The following is a 16,079-nucleotide window of genomic DNA, read 5'->3' on the forward strand; positions in this document are numbered from 1 at the left end:
TCAACCAACCTGACTTAGCGTCAACGCATTCTTAAATTCCTGAAAATATTACTATTTCCTTAGGTTTTGTGCAGTTTTTGCACTCACGCGAGTTTTACCAAAGTCGATTGACGTTGGTGTTGCACTTCGCGCGGACTACATAGAACATCGGAAGCTCAGACAGCCCCGAGTTGTCAGGGAGAAACATTTGAGGAGATCGCTGTGAGTTCACAGGCATTGGTCATCGAAGAACAGTCACTCGCCCCGCGCCGCACCATCACTGCACTGGTTGCAGGCGCTGCCATCGCCCTTGCGATGGCCGTAGGCACCCCAACACCATCTTACGGACAAGATCGTCCTGCAACCTTTGCCGATTTGGCTGAGCAAGTCAGCCCGAGCGTGGTCAACATCACGACATCGACAGTGGTTGCTGGACAAACAGGTCCGCAAGGCATCGTTCCAGAAGGATCGCCGTTTGAAGACTTCTTTGAGGATCTTCAGCCAGAAGGCGACAACAACAGGCAGCGTCGATCGTCTGCGTTAGGCTCCGGCTTCGTGATCTCCGAAGACGGTTATATTGTCACCAACAACCACGTCATCGAAGGCGCTGACGAGATTTTGGTCGAGTTTTATCCCGGGGGTGAGCCCGGGGTTCCGGCTGAGTTGGTGGGCACTGACCCTAACACAGATATCGCGCTGCTGAAGGTTGACCTCGAAGGGCTACCGTTTGTTGAGTTCGGCGACAGCAACGCCGAAGGTGCGCGCGTTGGGGATTGGGTTATGGCCATGGGCAACCCGCTGGGGCAGGGGTTCTCTGTCTCGGCTGGCATCGTCTCAGCCCGCAACCGCGCCCTTTCTGGTACGTATGACGACTACATCCAGACGGACGCCGCGATTAATCGTGGTAACTCTGGCGGACCGCTGTTCAACATGGATGGTGAAGTGATTGGTGTGAACACGGCAATCCTGTCGCCAAACGGCGGCTCCATTGGGATCGGCTTTGCGATGTCATCTGCGGTTGTCACTAACGTGGTCGACCAACTGGAAGAATTTGGCGAAACACGTCGCGGCTGGCTGGGTGTCCGCATCCAAGACGTGACACCTGATATGGTCGACGCGATTGATGGCCTTGAAACTGCGCGTGGCGCCTTGGTGACAGAAGTACCACCCGGCCCGGCGGAAGACGCAGGTATGGCATCGGGCGATGTGATCACGATCTTTGATGGCGTCGAAATCGAAGACACGCGCGAGTTGGTCCGTGTTGTTGGCAACTCTCCTGTAGGCAAAGAGGTGGCCGTCACTGTTCTTCGGAGCGGAGATGAAACCGATCTGACTGTTGTGCTGGGTCGCCGCGAGACAGCCGAAGCCGTTGCTTTCCCTGCGCCAGAGCCAGAAGAGGAAGTGGCGCCTGAATCTACGGAATTGCTTGGCTTGTCCTTGTCTGTCGTAACGGAAGAGTTGCAGGATCAATACGGTATCACCGGTGAAGATGGCCTGGTGATCACTGCGATTGACCCTGAATCTGAAGCGGCGTCTAAGGGCCTTCTGGAAGGTGACGTGATCACCGAAGCCGGTCAGCAAAAAGTCGCGTCGGTAGAGGATTTCGAAGCACGCATCGAAGAAGCGAAGGAAGCCGGACGCAAGTCCTTGCTTTTGCTGGTGCGCCGTGGCGGTGACCCACGTTTCGTGGCGCTCGGCCTTGAAGAGTAACAGCATTTAGAGACCGAAAGAGGCGGGTCCTTGGCCCGCCTTTTTTGTATGGAACCGTCATCCATGTTGAGAAGGCAAAACTCTGTCGCATTTCAACTGAATAACGTTGTAAATTTGCATTGGCCTTCATTGGTGTGCTGCCCTAAATATGTCGCGACGATTTGAGTTTCTGCGAAGGGAATCGCGCAAAATGGCAAAAATTACCTATGTTGAGTTCGGCGGCAAAGAACATGTTGTCGACGTTGCAAACGGCCTGACAGTTATGGAAGGGGCGCGTGATAACGGTATCCCAGGTATTGAGGCGGATTGTGGTGGGGCATGTGCATGCTCGACTTGCCATGTTTACGTTGACTCCGCATGGGTCGAAAAAATCCCTGCGAAAGACGCAATGGAAGAAGACATGTTGGATTTTGCCTATGAACCAAATCCAGAGACATCTCGTCTGACATGCCAAATCAAAGTGACCGATGACCTGGATGGTTTGCGCGTGCAGATGCCGGAAAAACAGATTTGATCCGTTGGATTGCCCTAGGTGCTTTAGCGGCTGGGGCAGCACAGGCCGACATTCGCGCGGCTGAATACCTAGAGCCAACTGGCGCTTATGGACATTATGTGGTGCCGGGCGGCGAATACGCTCAGCTTTCATTCGAATTGGACGACGGGGCGCGTCTGACCACCAAGGCAGAGGCTGGCGTCTACGAAGACACGGCGCCTCGGTTGGTCGATATCGATGGCGACGGATCGCCAGAGGTCATCTCGGTTTTTTCTTATTTCAATGCCGGTCCCGCGATCCGCATTTGGGATGAAACGGACGGTCAGATCAGTCTACTTGCAGAAGGCGATCCAATTGGAACGCGGTTTCGGTGGCTGGCGATCATCGGCGCTGCTGATTTAGACGGCGACGGTCAGATCGAAATCGCCTACGTGGACCGGCCGCATTTGGCAAAGACCTTGCGCGTCGTGCGCGTTGACGGCGACAGCGTCACCGAAGTCGCGAATTTTTCTGGTGTAACGAACCACCGGATTGGGGAGCCTGACATTGCAGGTGGCATTCGAGATTGCAGCGACGGGCCAGAGATGATCCTGGCAAGCGCCAGTTGGTCAGAACTCTTGGCGATCACGTTTGACGGGTCGTTCCAAGCGACGGTGATTGGCGCAGATACAAGCCGCCCAGCCTTTGCAGACGCGATGACCTGTTAGACTGCGATTGTTGCGAAACAGATCAAGATCACAATCTCGGTCACCAGCTGCGTCGCGCCAAGAACGTCTCCGGTCTGGCCACCGATCTTTACCTTTGCAATTGCTGCGCAAGCGAAAGCCGATAGGGCCGCTGCGACTAAGATGAACGGCGTCGCCCAACCGGCAAAAAACAACGTCACGAATATAGCGACGCCGCAACCGACAAGCATGGTGCTTTGTGACGGTCTGCCGACGGATTGGCTCAGCCCGCCCTCTCTTGCATGAGGAAGGAATGTCATCAGCACCACCATGTTGGTGCGTGAAACGGTGGCCGCGACGATAAGTGCGGGCCAGAATACCTCTGTGCTCAAAACACCTAACACGGCCCCGAAACGGAGCATCACTGAGAAGACCAAGGCAAGGACACCATAAGCACCGATCCGGCTGTCTTTCATGATTTCCAGACGTCGATCCTTGGTCCATCCGCCCCACAGCCCGTCGGCGCAATCCGCCAAGCCATCTTCGTGCATGGCACCTGTCAGCACGACAGGAATGATCAGGCAGAATGTAGCAATGACGAGGGGAGGTAAACCGAGCCAGAGAAAGAGAGACGCAAACATCCACGTGATGAACGCGATGCAAATGCCCACAATTGGATAGGCCCAAGCCGATGCGGCTCCTCGTTCCATCGCCGCATCCGTATCAACGCGAATGGGCAATCGGGTGAGCAGCCCAAGTGCTGCGGGCACATCTGCCCAAGTGACCAAAGGTGGGGTGTCGCCTTTTTGCAAAAACTCGCCTCGTTCTGCGCTTTCATTTCCGATTTTGATCGTTAGACATGTCGCGACCATTACGCAATGAGGACACGATGAGCGCGCCATTTTCTACCTTAGCCGAGTTTCGGGCCGTTCTGGCCAATGCACCGGGCAAGAATACCGAAGCCCAAGCAGGTGCTGAGGCGCGCAATGGGCAATTGACCAAACCTCCGGGCGCCTTGGGACGATTGGAAGATTTGGCAATTTGGTACGCCAGCTGGCGCGGAACAGATCGACCAGAGATGAAAGCCCCTCAGGTGATCATCTTTGCCGGTAACCATGGCGTTTGCGCACAAGGTGTCTCTGCATTCCCGCCAGAGGTCACGGTGCAGATGGTGGCAAACTTTGAACATGGCGGCGCGGCGATCAATCAGCTCTCCAAGGCGTTTGGCGCGAAGATGGATGTGCATGCGCTCGACCTTGACACGCCGACAGCGGATTTCACCCAGGCCCCCGCGATGACCGAAGAAGAGGTCGTGGCTGCCCTTCAAACCGGTTGGAATGCCGTTGATCCGAATGCAGACGTGCTTGTCACGGGCGAAATGGGCATCGGCAATACGACTTCCGCAGCCGCCGTCGCGGCGGCGGTCTTTGGTGGCGAAGCTGGCGATTGGACGGGCCGTGGTACGGGCGTGGATGACGCTGGTTTGAGCCGCAAAACCGATGTGGTCGCGCGCGGTTTGGCGCTGCACGCCGATGCGATCAAAGACCCGCTTCAGGCGCTTCGGTGTTTGGGTGGACGCGAACTTGCTGCGATGGCCGGAGCGATTGCAGCGGCACGGTCTTGCAGCATTCCTGTGATCCTTGATGGCTTCATTTGTTCTGCTGCGGCTGCTAGCCTTCATGCGGCCCAAGACGGGGCGCTCGATCACGTGGTCGCGGGACATCTGAGCGCTGAAGGCGCGCATGCCAATATCCTGTCTAACCTTGGGAAAGACCCGCTTTTGAGCCTTGGTCTAAGACTGGGAGAGGGGTCAGGCGCTGCATTGGCTTTGGGCGTTCTGAAAGGTGCGATTGCCTGCCATTCCGGCATGGCGACCTTTGCCGAGGCAGGCGTCGCAGACGGGTGATCAACCCGGCACTTGTAACGCGTAGGTACGCCCGCGTTTGACGTAGTTGAGCGCGGTGTCGCCAATCGCTGTGACCCGTCCACCATCAAGTGAATCGCCAACTTCAACGCGAACATAGCGACCGTTCGCCAGTCGTATAAGGGCGCGGCGATCAGATGGGCGTCCATAGACGCCAATCAGGTTGATTTCGCGCAAGCGGATCGCGTTGTCGATGGTCGCGGCCCGAGCAACGCCTCCTGGGACGGGTCCAGAAGCAACAGCCGGTGCGGAAGCGACTGCAGCGGGTGCAGCCGGCGCGCGCGCTGAGGCTGCGACTGCTCGCGCAACTGCGCGTTCGAAATTGCGGGGGCGCGTATCGGGGCGCTTTGAGACCAAAACCGCTTGGCGTGTCACCGATACGAAAGGCGAAGCGGGTGCCGCATCCGCGATAGCGGCGAGAACCGAATTGATCCCTTCCTCGGTCGCTTCAGGCGTTGCCGCAGGTGCCACGCTACTCGGCCGGAGCGATGGTCTAAACCCTGCAAGTGCTGGGTCTGCGATGGCGAGAAGGTCGATAGGTGGTCCTTCGAGCGTTGTTGGCCGGACGCTCGGACGGAAACCAGCCAAGGTTGGATCCGCGGTGTCGATGAGGTTCGTTAAGACCGCTGGTTCGGGTGTCGGAACAGGGGCTATGGCCGCAGGACGGATTGATGGCCGGAAGTTTGCGAGGTTCACGCCTGCAAGGGTCACAGCATTCGTCGGGTTGACGACTACGCCTGGTGTTGCAGTCTCCGCAGTCTCCGCAGTCTCCGCAGTCTCCGCAGTCTCCGCAGTCTCCGCAGTCTCCGCAGTCTCCGCAGTCTCCGCAGTCTCCGCAGTTTCCAACTCAACGACGGTTGGCTCCTCTGGTTCGAGCGTCGCTTGCAAGTCAGTCAAGGCAGAAGGCCGTAGCGGCGGTGGGTTCAGCGGTGCCCCCGCAAGGACCACCAAATCGTCATTGTCTATGAGAACGTTTGTGTTTTCAGGGGCAGCAGCCGCAGCGACTTCGGGAAGAGGCGCAATCCCATCAGGGCGCAAAGGAGGCACTTTCGGGGGTTGCCCAGCCACCAACACAAGCGGAGCGTTTCCGCCTGTCAGCGGCCTTTCGACGACCACATCTGGTATTTCTGTTCCAGGTCGGAAGGGCGGAATTTTTTCAGGGGCGCCAGAGAAAACGATTGTCCCGTCTGGTGTCACGGTGCCTTCGGGCGTGGCCAGAATGAACCCCCGGAGATCGCGCGCGAATGTCACGCCCGGTGGCGGCGGATTGCGCGGCGTCGCGATGTTGGCGTCTGGCGCCATCACCTCACGATCAGGGATAGCGATTTGATCCAATCGGCCCTCATCAAAGATCGATTTGGCTTCAATGAACCCCTCCAGATCACCACCGCGCGGAAGAAGAGGCATCCGTGGTGCCCGTTGGTAGACACCGGTTGCGGCGTAAATTCGATCAGCCTCCGCAGGGGAAAGAACCCGACCAACGGCCTCTCTCAAAACCGGTAGCGTTCCCGCTGGAGATTCTGGCGCAGGCAATGGGGCAGCGACGTCTTGTGGAGCAACTTCAACCGTTGTTTCTTCGCGAAGCTCGGGGGCGATGTCGGTTGACGCCTCGACCGTTTCCGTCGTTTCCAATGGAGCTTCTGTGTCTTCAACCTCTGGCGCGACAACGGTTTCGACCGGCTGCGGCGCAGGTGTTTCGATAATGTCAGGCGTGCGGAACCAACCGGCGATGCCATCTTCGCTCAGAGTGTTGGCCCAGAGCGCGACCAAGAACAAGAATATCAACAATCCAGCGGTGAGCATCAAACCCAAGAACCGAGGCTTGCCGCCGACGCGTACCTTTGCCCGTGCGCCGTGCACAGTCATTGCGGCTGCTTCGGACGCTTTCTCTTTTTTGCGCTTAGCCTTTGGAGCCATTTTCGGTTTTGAAGGTTCAACGACCGGTGCGGGAGCGGCCAGGACTTCAGGTTTGGGAGCCGGGTTTTCCACAGCAACGGTGGCCAGACCAACCGCTGGAGCGGCACTCGGAGGGGTAGGCTCTACCGTCCGACGCGTTCCAAAAAGCGGGACTTCGTCTACCTCTTCCTCTTCAGGCGTCTCCGCGTCCACTGAAACGACAGTTTCAACATCCTCTAAGTCTGGTTCCTCAGCGGTCTCTTCCGTCGCCGCCTCAGATGCAGATTCTACTACGTCTTCGGCGTCCTGATTGTCTTCTGAGGTTTCCCGCTCGTCATCTGGTGCGACCGCATCAGCTTCAATGTCCATTGCAGGTAAAACTGCCATGCCTGCAGCGGCCCGTTCATAGCCATTAGCATCGCCAAAAACTATCTCGTTGCGGAACGTAAACGGTTCTGGCTCTGCAACAATAGCAGCAACGTCGAAACCATGTTCGCGCGCGAAACCCGCTGCTTCTTCCAAAGTCTCCTTGGCAACAGCGGCAATAAACGTGCGCCCGCCGGTTCGATCAAAATCTATTTCGAGCTGATCGACGTCGTAGGGTGTCGTCCCATCCAAGGCGGCACGCACATCGTCGTACGATGTTTGCGCCGTATCGATGGTCATGAATTTGATCTGATCAGCAGGAATAATCAGTTTGGCTAATACTGGGGCTTCGCCCGCATTTGCTCTAAGATCAGAAAGCTCGGTCGCCAAATCCTCAGCATCCGGAGCAACCTCACCAACGATTTGCCAGCCGTCGCTCACCCGACGCAAAAGTCGGATCCCCTCGAAGGAAAGCGATAGTGCAAAGTTTGGCGTCATCGTGTGCCCTTAGCATTCTCGACGGATCGGCAAAACCTGCATTTGCCGCGCAGTTACGTGGTATAGCAATTTCCCGCCAAATCCAAGGTTTTGCTCATTTTTCACGATGAAATAGCGAAACGATTGGGCATAACAGGCTTAGACCTTAATTTTGATGTATCGGAGAGTCCAATATGCGCTCAATTCTTGCCACCATAGGGTTAATCACCATGCTCAGCACAACCAGCGCTGCCGCAGAGGGTGGCACCATCACCGTTTCTGGCACGGGCAATGTGTCTGTCGTTCCTGACATGGCGAACATCACGCTTGGTGTCTTCAATACTGCCGCTACTGCGCAGGAGGCTGTGTCAGGCATGAGCGACAGTATTGGCGCGGTTATCGACGGGTTGCTTGAGGCCGGCATTGACGAAACTGATATTCAGACCAGCAGCCTGCGCGTAAACCCCATTCAAGACTACAACGCAGATTCCGATAGGTCGCGGATCACGGGATACTCTGCGCAATCTATGGTCACGGTGCGGGTGACAGAAATAGACGAGCTTGGAGTGATTTTGGATCAGGTTTTGTCTAATGGTGCCAATCAACTCAACGGATTGCAATTTGACGTCGCTGATCGAGAGCCTCATTTGAACGCCGCGAGAGAACGCGCCGTCGCGGACGCGATGGCGAAAGCGCAGATCTATACGAACGCTGCAGGAGTGTCCTTAGGTGGCATTGTGTCGATGAGCGAAAGCGGAGGTCGCGTAGCGCCTGTTGCCATGGAAATGTCAAACGCCCGCGCCTCAGGTGTCCCTGTCGCCGCGGGCGATATCTCGATTTCTGCCAATGTCACAATGACTTACGCCATTGAAGATTAGGCTGTTGCTTTCGACAGCGCCTGGTCCAGATCAGCGATAATGTCGTCGGCATCTTCGGTGCCGATCGATAGCCGCACGATGTTCGGACCGGCGCCAGCCGCTTCTTGCTGTTCTGTCGTCAACTGGCGGTGCGTTGTGCTTGCAGAATGAATGATCAAACTGCGCGTATCGCCAAGGTTGGCGACGTGGCTAAAGATTTCCAAGCTGTCGACTAGCTTAATACAAGCCTCATAGCCGCCTTTGACGGCGACGGTGAATAAAGCTCCAGCACCGCGTGGGCAAATCTTCTCTACCAGTCCGAAGTAAGGTGAGCTTTCCAAGCCAGCATAAGTCACATAGTCGATGCGGTCGTCTTGCTCCAACCAAGCCGCGACTTTCTTGGCGTTTTCCACATGGCGCTCCATCCGCAATGAAAGCGTCTCAATCCCCATTAACGAGTAATGCGCCGCTTGCGGGTTCATGGTCATTCCTAGGTCGCGCAACCCAATGGCAATGCCGTGGAAGGTGAAAGCCAAGGGGCCAAAGGTCTCTGCGAACTTCAGCCCGTGATAGGCAGGTTCTGGCTGGCTCAAGGATGGGAACTTATCATTTGCGGCCCAATCGAACTTTCCGCTATCCACGACACAGCCGCCGGTGACGGTGCCGTTCCCTGTTAGGTATTTGGTGGTCGAATGCACCACCAACGTCGCGCCATGTTCAATAGGGCGGCACAGGTAAGGCGTGGCCGAGGTGTTATCGACGATCAGTGGAATGCCGGCGTCGTCGGCAATTGCCGAAATCGCATCCAAATCCGTGATGTGACCACCTGGGTTTGCAATCGCTTCGCAGAAGACCGCGCGCGTGTTTTCATCAATCGCGGCTTTTACGGCTTTCAGATCATCGAAATCGACAAATGTGCATTCCCACCCAAACCGCTTAATGGTCTGGCTGAACTGTGTCATGGTCCCACCGTAAAGACGCGAGGACGCGACAATATTCAGGCCTGGCCCCATCAATGGGAAAAGCGCCATGATCTGTGCTGCGTGACCGGAGGAACAGCATACCGCGCCCGCACCGCCCTCAAGTGTCGCCACGCGTTCTTGTAAGGCGGCTACTGTTGGGTTCGTCAGACGGGAATAAATATATCCCACTTCCTGCAAATTAAACAAAGCCGCCGCATGTTCGGCATCACGGAATACATAGGCGGTGGATTGATAAATTGGCACCTGACGTGCGCCTGTTGCTGGATCAGGTCGGGCTCCTGCGTGGATTTGCAGCGTATCAAAGCCGTAGCTTGTTTCATTGGTCATTGCGGTCTCCCCAAAGAAAGTCTTTTGTTACCCCTGTGTCTAAGGCCATTCCGCGCCACCCTCAACGCTTTGGAACAAAAAGGACTAAAACATGCCACATCCATTCCATTTGGCCTACCACGTCACCGATCTTGGGGACGCTAGAGAATTTTATTCCAACGCGCTGGGTGCAATCGAAGGGCGATCAACAGATACATGGGTTGATTTTGATTTCTTCGGTCATCAACTCAGCCTGCACCTCGGCAAACCGTTTGAGAACGCGTCGACCGGTAAAGTCGGCGACCATCTTGTACCAATGCCCCATTTTGGCATCATCTTGCCGCTTGAGGATTGGACCGCTCTCGCAGGTCGCCTGGAAGAGCGCCAAACAGATTTCATCATCGCCCCGTCTGTGCGATTCAAAGGCGAACCGGGGGAGCAATGGACGATGTTTTTCCGCGATCCCTCCGGCAACCCGATCGAAGTTAAGGGTTTCGCAGACACCACGGGCATCTTTGCGAGTTAATCGTCTTTTGTGCTTAAATACTTTGTGGAAGCGGCCGAAGGCCCCGTGGGCAAGGCCTTTTACCGCATCCAATAGCCGGCCGCTTTGATCTTATTGCGCAGCTTTCGCTCTGGTCTCGGCAAATTGGCTTGATCAAAAAGCGCTCGCACTTTTTGCCCGCGGCCCTGATAGATAGTGCGCTTAAAAGCATCGTAATTTTTCAACCATTTCTTGATCTTATTCGGCGCAGATACGGATTCTAAAATTGCGACGGTATGGTCGCTCTCGCGTGCGTAGAGGAGTGGTATGGTGCGATAATGGCACGTAATTGCGCCATCGAGCCCGTTCAATGTAGTATCCGGCCGGCCGCCTCCGAAAGAGTGAATGACTAAGGGGAGGGAAACTTGATCTAGCCAGGGATCAAGCGGCTGAATAATCATTTCTTCCGGCGTGTCATCACGAATTTTCAAAGCAAAATCTAGGAACCGTTGTCCAAATTGACGAGGACACTTGCCAAAGAACCAACCGGCATTGAAGTAGAGATACCTCTCCCAAAATTCGTCAGGCTGGCTCAGGTCCAAGGAGCTTTCGAAATCAAGCCCAAACTTGTTGTAAAGCGACTTCCAAATCGCCGTATAGCCGGGCCAATAAAGCTCCTCCACCGGCCAGGTCCCTTCGCGCCGCATCGATGCCGAGGGACGTTCAAAATCAAAGGGGACCGTGCTCAGATCGCCTGTGATCAAAGTGTCCGTATCAAAAAAAACGAAGGGCTCCCCCTCGGGCAGCGCAAGCAGCGCTTCGATCTTGTTGCCGTAAGGGTAGGATTGTCCAAAGTGCTCGTTCTCAAAGGGCAGGATTTTCGCACCGTTCTCTTTCAAGACATCACGGATATCGCCGAGCATACGTGGGTCTTTTTCCCAGCGATTGGTGAATTGCGGCTCAGCAACAAAGATACGTCCCTTGAGTGTCGGTGACATAGCCTTGAGAGATGCCACAAAAAGCAAGGCTTCATATTGCAAGCGGCCCGCTTGACCAACGATCAATATGTTGAATGGCTGATTAAAGGCTATTGTGCGCGCCATGCTTTGGTCTGCCTAAACAACTTCGGAATGTCTGTATTCGTGACGCCTTTGATGACCGCCTGTTACTACAACTGAATGGTACCTAGCTATTCTAAACAGCATGTGAGCTTTTAGGTTTTTTTCAACACTTGTTTTGGAGGCACGTTTTGCAGGCGACACGGAAACAATAGACATTTATTTGCAGAACAAAATTTGACAGTCGTGATCTGAGCCCCGGTATACGCTTGTGATATTTTCAACTTCGTATGGATAGTCCAAAAACTAACCGCAACCGTTGAATTAAACTTTCAGCACCCGCTGTTGTCCACTGAAGTATCTGGCATAATAGTGTTGCAGCGGGTTACCCCGTTTAGGTTGGCAGCACCAAGGTTAGCACCTATCAAACTAGCATTGCTCAGATCGGCACTGCTAAGATTAGCTCCGCTTAGATTAGCAGCACCCAGATCAACACCTGTCAGATCAGCGCCGCTTAGATCGGACCCTGCCAGATTAGAAGCACTTAGATCAGCATTTTTTAAGTTAGCGCCACTCAGATCAGCATCTCTCAGATTAGCTGCACTAATACCAGCAGTTGTCAGTGTAGTGCCTCTCAGGTTAGCAGCATTGAGATTAGATGCATTGAGATTGGCACCTGTCAGATCAGCACCACTCAGATCGGCACTGACCAGATTAGCGGCGCTTAGATCAGCATTATTCAAATTGGCATCTCTCAAATTGGCACCACTCAGAACGGCAGCAGCCAGATCAGAATATTCCAATTTGGCAGCATTGATATTAGCATTGACCAAATTAGCACCACTCAAATTAGCGCCACTCAGATTAGAGCCACCTAGATTAGCATCACTAAGATCGGCAAGCCCCAGATCACAGTCTTTGCAATCACGAGTATTGCTCAGCTTCTGTAGATCATTTGGATCAAATGCAGATGCGCTACTGCCAAACATGGTAATAGAGATAGTCAGTGCCGTAAAAGTCCGTTTCATCTTATAACAGCTCCTCTTGTCAATTTATCTACGCTTCTGTCAGCACTAGATGATGCCGCCTAGAAAGCGTATCAAAGCGTTTTTTGTATCTCAACTATTTCAATAGAAATGGGGGATCTAGCATGGGGAACTCACAAACAGAGGTGGGGTACAGCAGTCTGTTTTCGAGTTTCGACAAGTTTCTCATGCGGTATTTCAATGGCGACGTCACTGCTACGGCCGGCCGGAGTGTCAGATCTGCACTTCTGACTAGTTAGCAGCAAAAGACTAGCTGTGAATGTCTTTTGTGACACCAACTTTGTGGTAAAGTTTTATGGCGTTAAGAATTTCATAATATCTCGACGTTATAGATGACCTGTTTCGAATAGGTTTGAGCAAAGGCTGCTACGCGGGCAGAATTAACCTTCGACCGGCTGCACTCTAATAGGGTGAGTGGCCCATAGAGGATCTTGAATTTGCGTTTCGATGGGAAGGTGCCCTTTGCTATGGATCGCAGTTTCATTCTTCAAGTCGCTTGTGATCGATCCGTTGCTGCGGGCAATTGATTGTTTGCTAATATTCGGTATGCGTTTCTTCAGTCCAAGCCAGCAGTAAAGGCGGAAACAGGTGACAATGAAGGCAGACGAACCCGCAAAGAAACAGCTTGACGCGCTGGTCAAACTGCTCGACCGGGGCAGGGACCATGATGCCTTGTCGCGGGCTGCACGGCTTTCTCGAAAGTATCCCGACAACCTGTTCGTGCTAAACATCATCGCCTCGGCGTATGGTAAGCTTGGAGAACACGACAAAGCGATCCGTGTCTTTGAATCCATTAGAAGCCGTGACCCTGAAATTCCGCAGCTCCACCACAACCTAGCTATCTCGTTTTTCCGAACTGGACGGCTCAATGAAGCGACCACTGCTATGAAAGAGGCGGTGCGCCTTGATCCCTTAAACACAACATTGCAGAGCAATCTGGGGGCCATGTACCTTGTCGGGTCTGATGTCATGGGTGCCCGCGATGCCTTTGCGGCGGCGGCCCAGCTCGCACCGGACAGCCCCGATGCCCAGTGGAATTTTGAGCGGATGGAGCGGGCTGCCCGAAATCTTCGCAAGGCTGCTTTGATTGTTGAAGATGCGCTGCATGAGAACCCCAATGATCCTGTATTGCTCTGCAAGGCGGGGTCGAGCTATAGCCATCTCGGTGACCCAAAATCGGCGATGAAGTACTTTCAGAGATCGCGCGAGCTCGATCCTGACAGTCCGGAACTATACTTTCACATCGGCCAGTTCTGGAAAAAGAACAAGCAGATGGGAAAGGCTGTTCAGGCCTTCGAGAGGGCGACGGAGTTGAACCCTTCTTATAGCGATGCATTTGCCCAGATCGGTAGCATACTGAAAAAGGCGGGGCACACAGACCGTGCGATCAACTGCTATGAACGCGTACTCGAGATTTCGCCTGAAAATGTGGAGGTCGCACATTTTCTGTCTGCCATGAAGGGAGAGACGACTGACACCGCTCCGGCCCAATATGTCACCGATCTGTTTGACAGCTATGCCAGCAGGTTTGAAGCCAACCTTGTGGGTGATCTAGAATACCGCGGACCTGAGGTTCTGCGAAAAATGCTCGATGCTGCCTTGAGTGACGGCGCGAGGTTCAAAGCAGGAATCGACCTTGGCTGTGGCACTGGACTGTCAGGAATGGCCTTCCGAGACGTTCTGGATCACCTGGCAGGCGTGGACCTGTCGGCCAATATGGTAGGCTTAGCAGAAGAAAAAGGAGTCTATGACCGCTTGACCGTGAGCGATGTCGTTTCGGCCATCAGCGACAGTGACGTTGCATTCGACTTTTTTCTGTCTACCGACGTTTTTGTCTATGTCGGCGACTTAGAGGATCTCTTCGCGGCTGTTCGCGAGAATGCAGCGCAGGGCGCCTTGTTTGTGTTTTCTACCGAAGATCTGGAGGAGGGGACATTCGCGCTGTTGCCGTCGGGACGGTATGCCCATTCCCGCGACTACATTGCCAAGATGTGCGATCGCCATGATATGAAGATCGTAGATTTCGGTCGACATCCCCTGCGCATGGAATTCGGGAAGATGCTTGTCGGGGGATACTACATCCTTCGGACTTGACCCGCTTTGGTCAGGTTGTTGGAGATGAACGTGCTAGCAAAGTCGCCTGCAAAGAGAAAACGGGCGGTGTAACCGCCCGATTCTTATAAGGATGAGATCGTTCGGATCTAATCGGAAATTGTCTTTCGTCGCCGGAACATGAACCACATCCCTCCTATCCCCGACAGCAGCAGTGGAATGCTTGCTGGTACGGGAACGGGACTTATCGGCGATGGCCCATCTGGCGGCTTGTCCGGATCCGGCACGAGGTCTTGTTTTGAACCGTTCAATGACGGCGAAAGGTGGTATGTGAAGTTTCCTGCCAGGTCATTGATGAACGCAACGGAGTCAAAATCCCCACTTTCGGCATCGTCATAGAACGTTCCGGCCTTCGACTCGATTTTCAGAATGCTGAATGCAAATTCGAATGCCATTGTCGGATACCAATCGGGATGACTGAAATTCGAGTTCTTTTCTTTACCCACATTGTCTGGGAAATTGGCATAGAGATAATGTAGCGATGTCTTCACGTCAGTTGCGACGTCGTTGAAAAGTTCTGCGCCTGCTTCGATACCTTCTGAGTCCTTCCCAATGCCATCAATCAAATTGTAGGAGATGTGGATGTCTTCGCCGTCCTTTTTCTTGCCCTTTTCCTTGCCTGTTCCGCCGCCATCTTCGTTGAAGCTAAGATCAAACCGCACATCTTCACTGTGCGTAGCATCGTCGAAATCAAGAGCTTTACCGTAGTCAAGATTGACGTCGGTTCCCCAAGTTGTGTCCTTGGCCTCCTGCGGCACTTCGACGAAGACAAAAAGATTGTCTCCATCCTCTTTCCAGTAGATGTCAGTCGTTCCGCTAGTCACAGCATCGGCGCTGTCACCTGTGTCGTCGCCCTTTTTCTTGTCCTTTTTCTTGCCATCGCCATCAGTGACCCAATACCCTGTGGTGATCCACTCGTAATGATCCGTGAAGCCTTGATCCAGAACGCCGTCTATGGTGACTGCATTTGCAGAAGTCGCCATCACTACGGAAGCGGCTGAAAGCGCTAGTACGGACACAGCATTCTTTAAAGGAAAGTGTTTAGGTCTCATGCTTACATTACCCCTTAACGCGACAATAATTAATACCCAACAGACTTAAGTATCATATCATCTTGTGTGGCCTTGCACAAGTCTTGCACGATTGAAGTGTTAATTGCTGATCTTGCGCAAAAGCTTCAACGCATCTTCATCCGAATACCGCTTCTGAGCCATCTTCCATCCGTCCTGTGACACCAAAATAGTGGCACAGTTTGACGTAACTCAGGCACCTGGTAGGTACTAAATCTGCTTTTACGATAAACTGTATATGGTCAAACATTTACCTAGAAAATCAAATTATTATTTAGGCTTATACATATTGGAAACTAAATGAGAGTATGTCGGTGGAGTTCATTTGGAGCGACGTATTTGGTTGTGTCGTTGCTGCTGCCGCTAGGGCGGACATTCATTCATTAAAAATCTACGAATGTTCCAAGGGTTCAGTCTTGGAAACGAAATCAGCCCTAATTGTTGAACCTTGGATGGAGATCAGTCCTTTTTTGGCCGACCATAAACTTCGTTTGTGGGTAATACGTAACGGAAACGCAGATCGACAGGGATGCTATCTTCTCATCCTTGGACAGTCATAACTGTTCGAACAAGATTCTGTTCCACGCCACTGCCTTGCGGTGGCTTTTTAAGAAAGGGAAGGGGTTGAACAGCCAACTTTGGTAGTGCTGCAA

The 16,079-nt window shown here is 53.7% G+C and carries 13 protein-coding genes; 7 read left to right on the forward strand and 6 right to left on the reverse strand.

Annotation, left to right across the window (positions count from 1 at the left end; all coding sequences use genetic code 11):
- Positions 1–294: 294 nt before the first annotated feature.
- The 3 genes from BUA85_RS00515 (at position 295) to BUA85_RS00525 (ending at position 2,889) form a co-directional block, all read left to right on the forward strand.
- Positions 295–1,689 carry a Do family serine endopeptidase gene (locus tag BUA85_RS00515; RefSeq protein ID WP_110559054.1) on the forward strand — a complete coding sequence of 465 codons (1,395 nt, stop codon included), beginning with the start codon at positions 295–297 and terminating at the stop codon, positions 1,687–1,689.
- Positions 1,690–1,879: 190 nt separating this feature from the next.
- Entirely contained in the window at positions 1,880–2,203 is a 324-nt protein-coding gene (locus tag BUA85_RS00520; protein ID WP_072898462.1) for a 2Fe-2S iron-sulfur cluster-binding protein, read from the forward strand.
- Positions 2,200–2,889 carry an FG-GAP repeat domain-containing protein gene (locus tag BUA85_RS00525; protein WP_110559042.1) on the forward strand — a complete coding sequence of 230 codons (690 nt, stop codon included), beginning with the start codon at positions 2,200–2,202 and terminating at the stop codon, positions 2,887–2,889. The genes BUA85_RS00520 and BUA85_RS00525 overlap by 4 nt, the downstream gene beginning before the upstream one ends.
- On the opposite strand, the gene cobS is transcribed toward BUA85_RS00525, so the two are convergent.
- Complete coding sequence (gene cobS, locus BUA85_RS00530) at positions 2,886–3,749, reverse strand: adenosylcobinamide-GDP ribazoletransferase (RefSeq protein WP_242648964.1); 864 nt, start codon at positions 3,747–3,749, stop codon at positions 2,886–2,888. The genes BUA85_RS00525 and cobS overlap by 4 nt on opposite strands.
- On the opposite strand from cobS, the gene cobT reads away from it, so the two are divergent.
- The gene (gene cobT / locus BUA85_RS00535) at positions 3,737–4,753 is read left to right on the forward strand and encodes a nicotinate-nucleotide--dimethylbenzimidazole phosphoribosyltransferase (RefSeq protein WP_072898463.1); all 1,017 of its coding nucleotides are present in this window, start codon (positions 3,737–3,739) and stop codon (positions 4,751–4,753) included. The genes cobS and cobT overlap by 13 nt on opposite strands.
- Here the strand turns inward: cobT and BUA85_RS00540 are convergent, their stop codons facing one another.
- Positions 4,754–7,531, reverse strand: a complete 2,778-nt coding sequence (locus BUA85_RS00540; protein WP_072898464.1) for a hypothetical protein — start codon at positions 7,529–7,531, stop codon at positions 4,754–4,756. It abuts the gene before it with no gap.
- 209 nt (positions 7,532–7,740) lie between these two features.
- Here BUA85_RS00540 and BUA85_RS00545 point away from each other — a divergent pair, with 209 nt between their 5' ends.
- Positions 7,741–8,388, forward strand: a complete 648-nt coding sequence (locus BUA85_RS00545) for an SIMPL domain-containing protein (protein ID WP_165611566.1) — start codon at positions 7,741–7,743, stop codon at positions 8,386–8,388.
- Here the strand turns inward: BUA85_RS00545 and BUA85_RS00550 are convergent.
- The gene (locus tag BUA85_RS00550; protein WP_072898466.1) at positions 8,385–9,677 is read right to left on the reverse strand and encodes an O-acetylhomoserine aminocarboxypropyltransferase/cysteine synthase family protein; all 1,293 of its coding nucleotides are present in this window, start codon (positions 9,675–9,677) and stop codon (positions 8,385–8,387) included. The genes BUA85_RS00545 and BUA85_RS00550 overlap by 4 nt on opposite strands.
- 91 nt (positions 9,678–9,768) lie before the next feature.
- Here BUA85_RS00550 and BUA85_RS00555 point away from each other — a divergent pair, with 91 nt between their 5' ends.
- Positions 9,769–10,182, forward strand: a complete 414-nt coding sequence (locus BUA85_RS00555; RefSeq protein ID WP_072898468.1) for a VOC family protein — start codon at positions 9,769–9,771, stop codon at positions 10,180–10,182.
- A 59-nt stretch (positions 10,183–10,241) separates the two neighbouring features.
- On the opposite strand, the gene BUA85_RS00560 is transcribed toward BUA85_RS00555, so the two are convergent.
- Together BUA85_RS00560 and BUA85_RS00565 are read right to left on the reverse strand one after the other, a co-directional pair.
- A complete protein-coding gene (locus BUA85_RS00560; protein WP_072898471.1) occupies positions 10,242–11,243 on the reverse strand; it encodes a hypothetical protein in 1,002 nt (333 codons plus the stop codon).
- Positions 11,244–11,530: 287 nt separating this feature from the next.
- Positions 11,531–12,226 carry a pentapeptide repeat-containing protein gene (locus BUA85_RS00565; protein ID WP_072898472.1) on the reverse strand — a complete coding sequence of 232 codons (696 nt, stop codon included), beginning with the start codon at positions 12,224–12,226 and terminating at the stop codon, positions 11,531–11,533.
- A 612-nt stretch (positions 12,227–12,838) separates the two neighbouring features.
- Between BUA85_RS00565 and BUA85_RS00570 the strand changes: the two genes are divergently transcribed.
- Positions 12,839–14,338 (forward strand): tetratricopeptide repeat protein, encoded by a 1,500-nt coding sequence (locus BUA85_RS00570; RefSeq protein WP_242649018.1) that lies wholly within the window; start codon positions 12,839–12,841, stop codon positions 14,336–14,338.
- A gap of 107 nt (positions 14,339–14,445) precedes the next feature.
- On the opposite strand, the gene BUA85_RS00575 is transcribed toward BUA85_RS00570, so the two are convergent.
- Positions 14,446–15,408, reverse strand: a complete 963-nt coding sequence (locus BUA85_RS00575) for a PEP-CTERM sorting domain-containing protein (protein WP_083526149.1) — start codon at positions 15,406–15,408, stop codon at positions 14,446–14,448.
- Positions 15,409–16,079 lie beyond the last annotated feature (671 nt).

The sequence above is a fragment of the Cognatiyoonia sediminum genome (assembly GCF_900129845.1).
GTDB lineage: Bacteria > Pseudomonadota > Alphaproteobacteria > Rhodobacterales > Rhodobacteraceae > Cognatiyoonia > Cognatiyoonia sediminum.

Coding starts and splice junctions, on each gene's coding strand:
- BUA85_RS00515 (WP_110559054.1), top strand. CDS start 295: ATGGCCGTAGGCACCCCAACACCATCTTACGGACAAGATCGTCCTGCA.
- BUA85_RS00520 (WP_072898462.1), top strand. CDS start 1,880: ATGGCAAAAATTACCTATGTTGAGTTCGGCGGCAAAGAACATGTTGTC.
- cobT (WP_072898463.1), top strand. CDS start 3,737: ATGAGCGCGCCATTTTCTACCTTAGCCGAGTTTCGGGCCGTTCTGGCC.
- cobS (WP_242648964.1), bottom strand. CDS start 3,749: ATGGCGCGCTCATCGTGTCCTCATTGCGTAATGGTCGCGACATGTCTA.
- BUA85_RS00540 (WP_072898464.1), bottom strand. CDS start 7,531: ATGACGCCAAACTTTGCACTATCGCTTTCCTTCGAGGGGATCCGACTT.
- BUA85_RS00545 (WP_165611566.1), top strand. CDS start 7,741: ATGCTCAGCACAACCAGCGCTGCCGCAGAGGGTGGCACCATCACCGTT.
- BUA85_RS00550 (WP_072898466.1), bottom strand. CDS start 9,677: ATGACCAATGAAACAAGCTACGGCTTTGATACGCTGCAAATCCACGCA.
- BUA85_RS00555 (WP_072898468.1), top strand. CDS start 9,769: ATGCCACATCCATTCCATTTGGCCTACCACGTCACCGATCTTGGGGAC.
- BUA85_RS00560 (WP_072898471.1), bottom strand. CDS start 11,243: ATGGCGCGCACAATAGCCTTTAATCAGCCATTCAACATATTGATCGTT.
- BUA85_RS00565 (WP_072898472.1), bottom strand. CDS start 12,226: ATGAAACGGACTTTTACGGCACTGACTATCTCTATTACCATGTTTGGC.
- BUA85_RS00570 (WP_242649018.1), top strand. CDS start 12,839: ATGAAGGCAGACGAACCCGCAAAGAAACAGCTTGACGCGCTGGTCAAA.
- BUA85_RS00575 (WP_083526149.1), bottom strand. CDS start 15,408: ATGAGACCTAAACACTTTCCTTTAAAGAATGCTGTGTCCGTACTAGCG.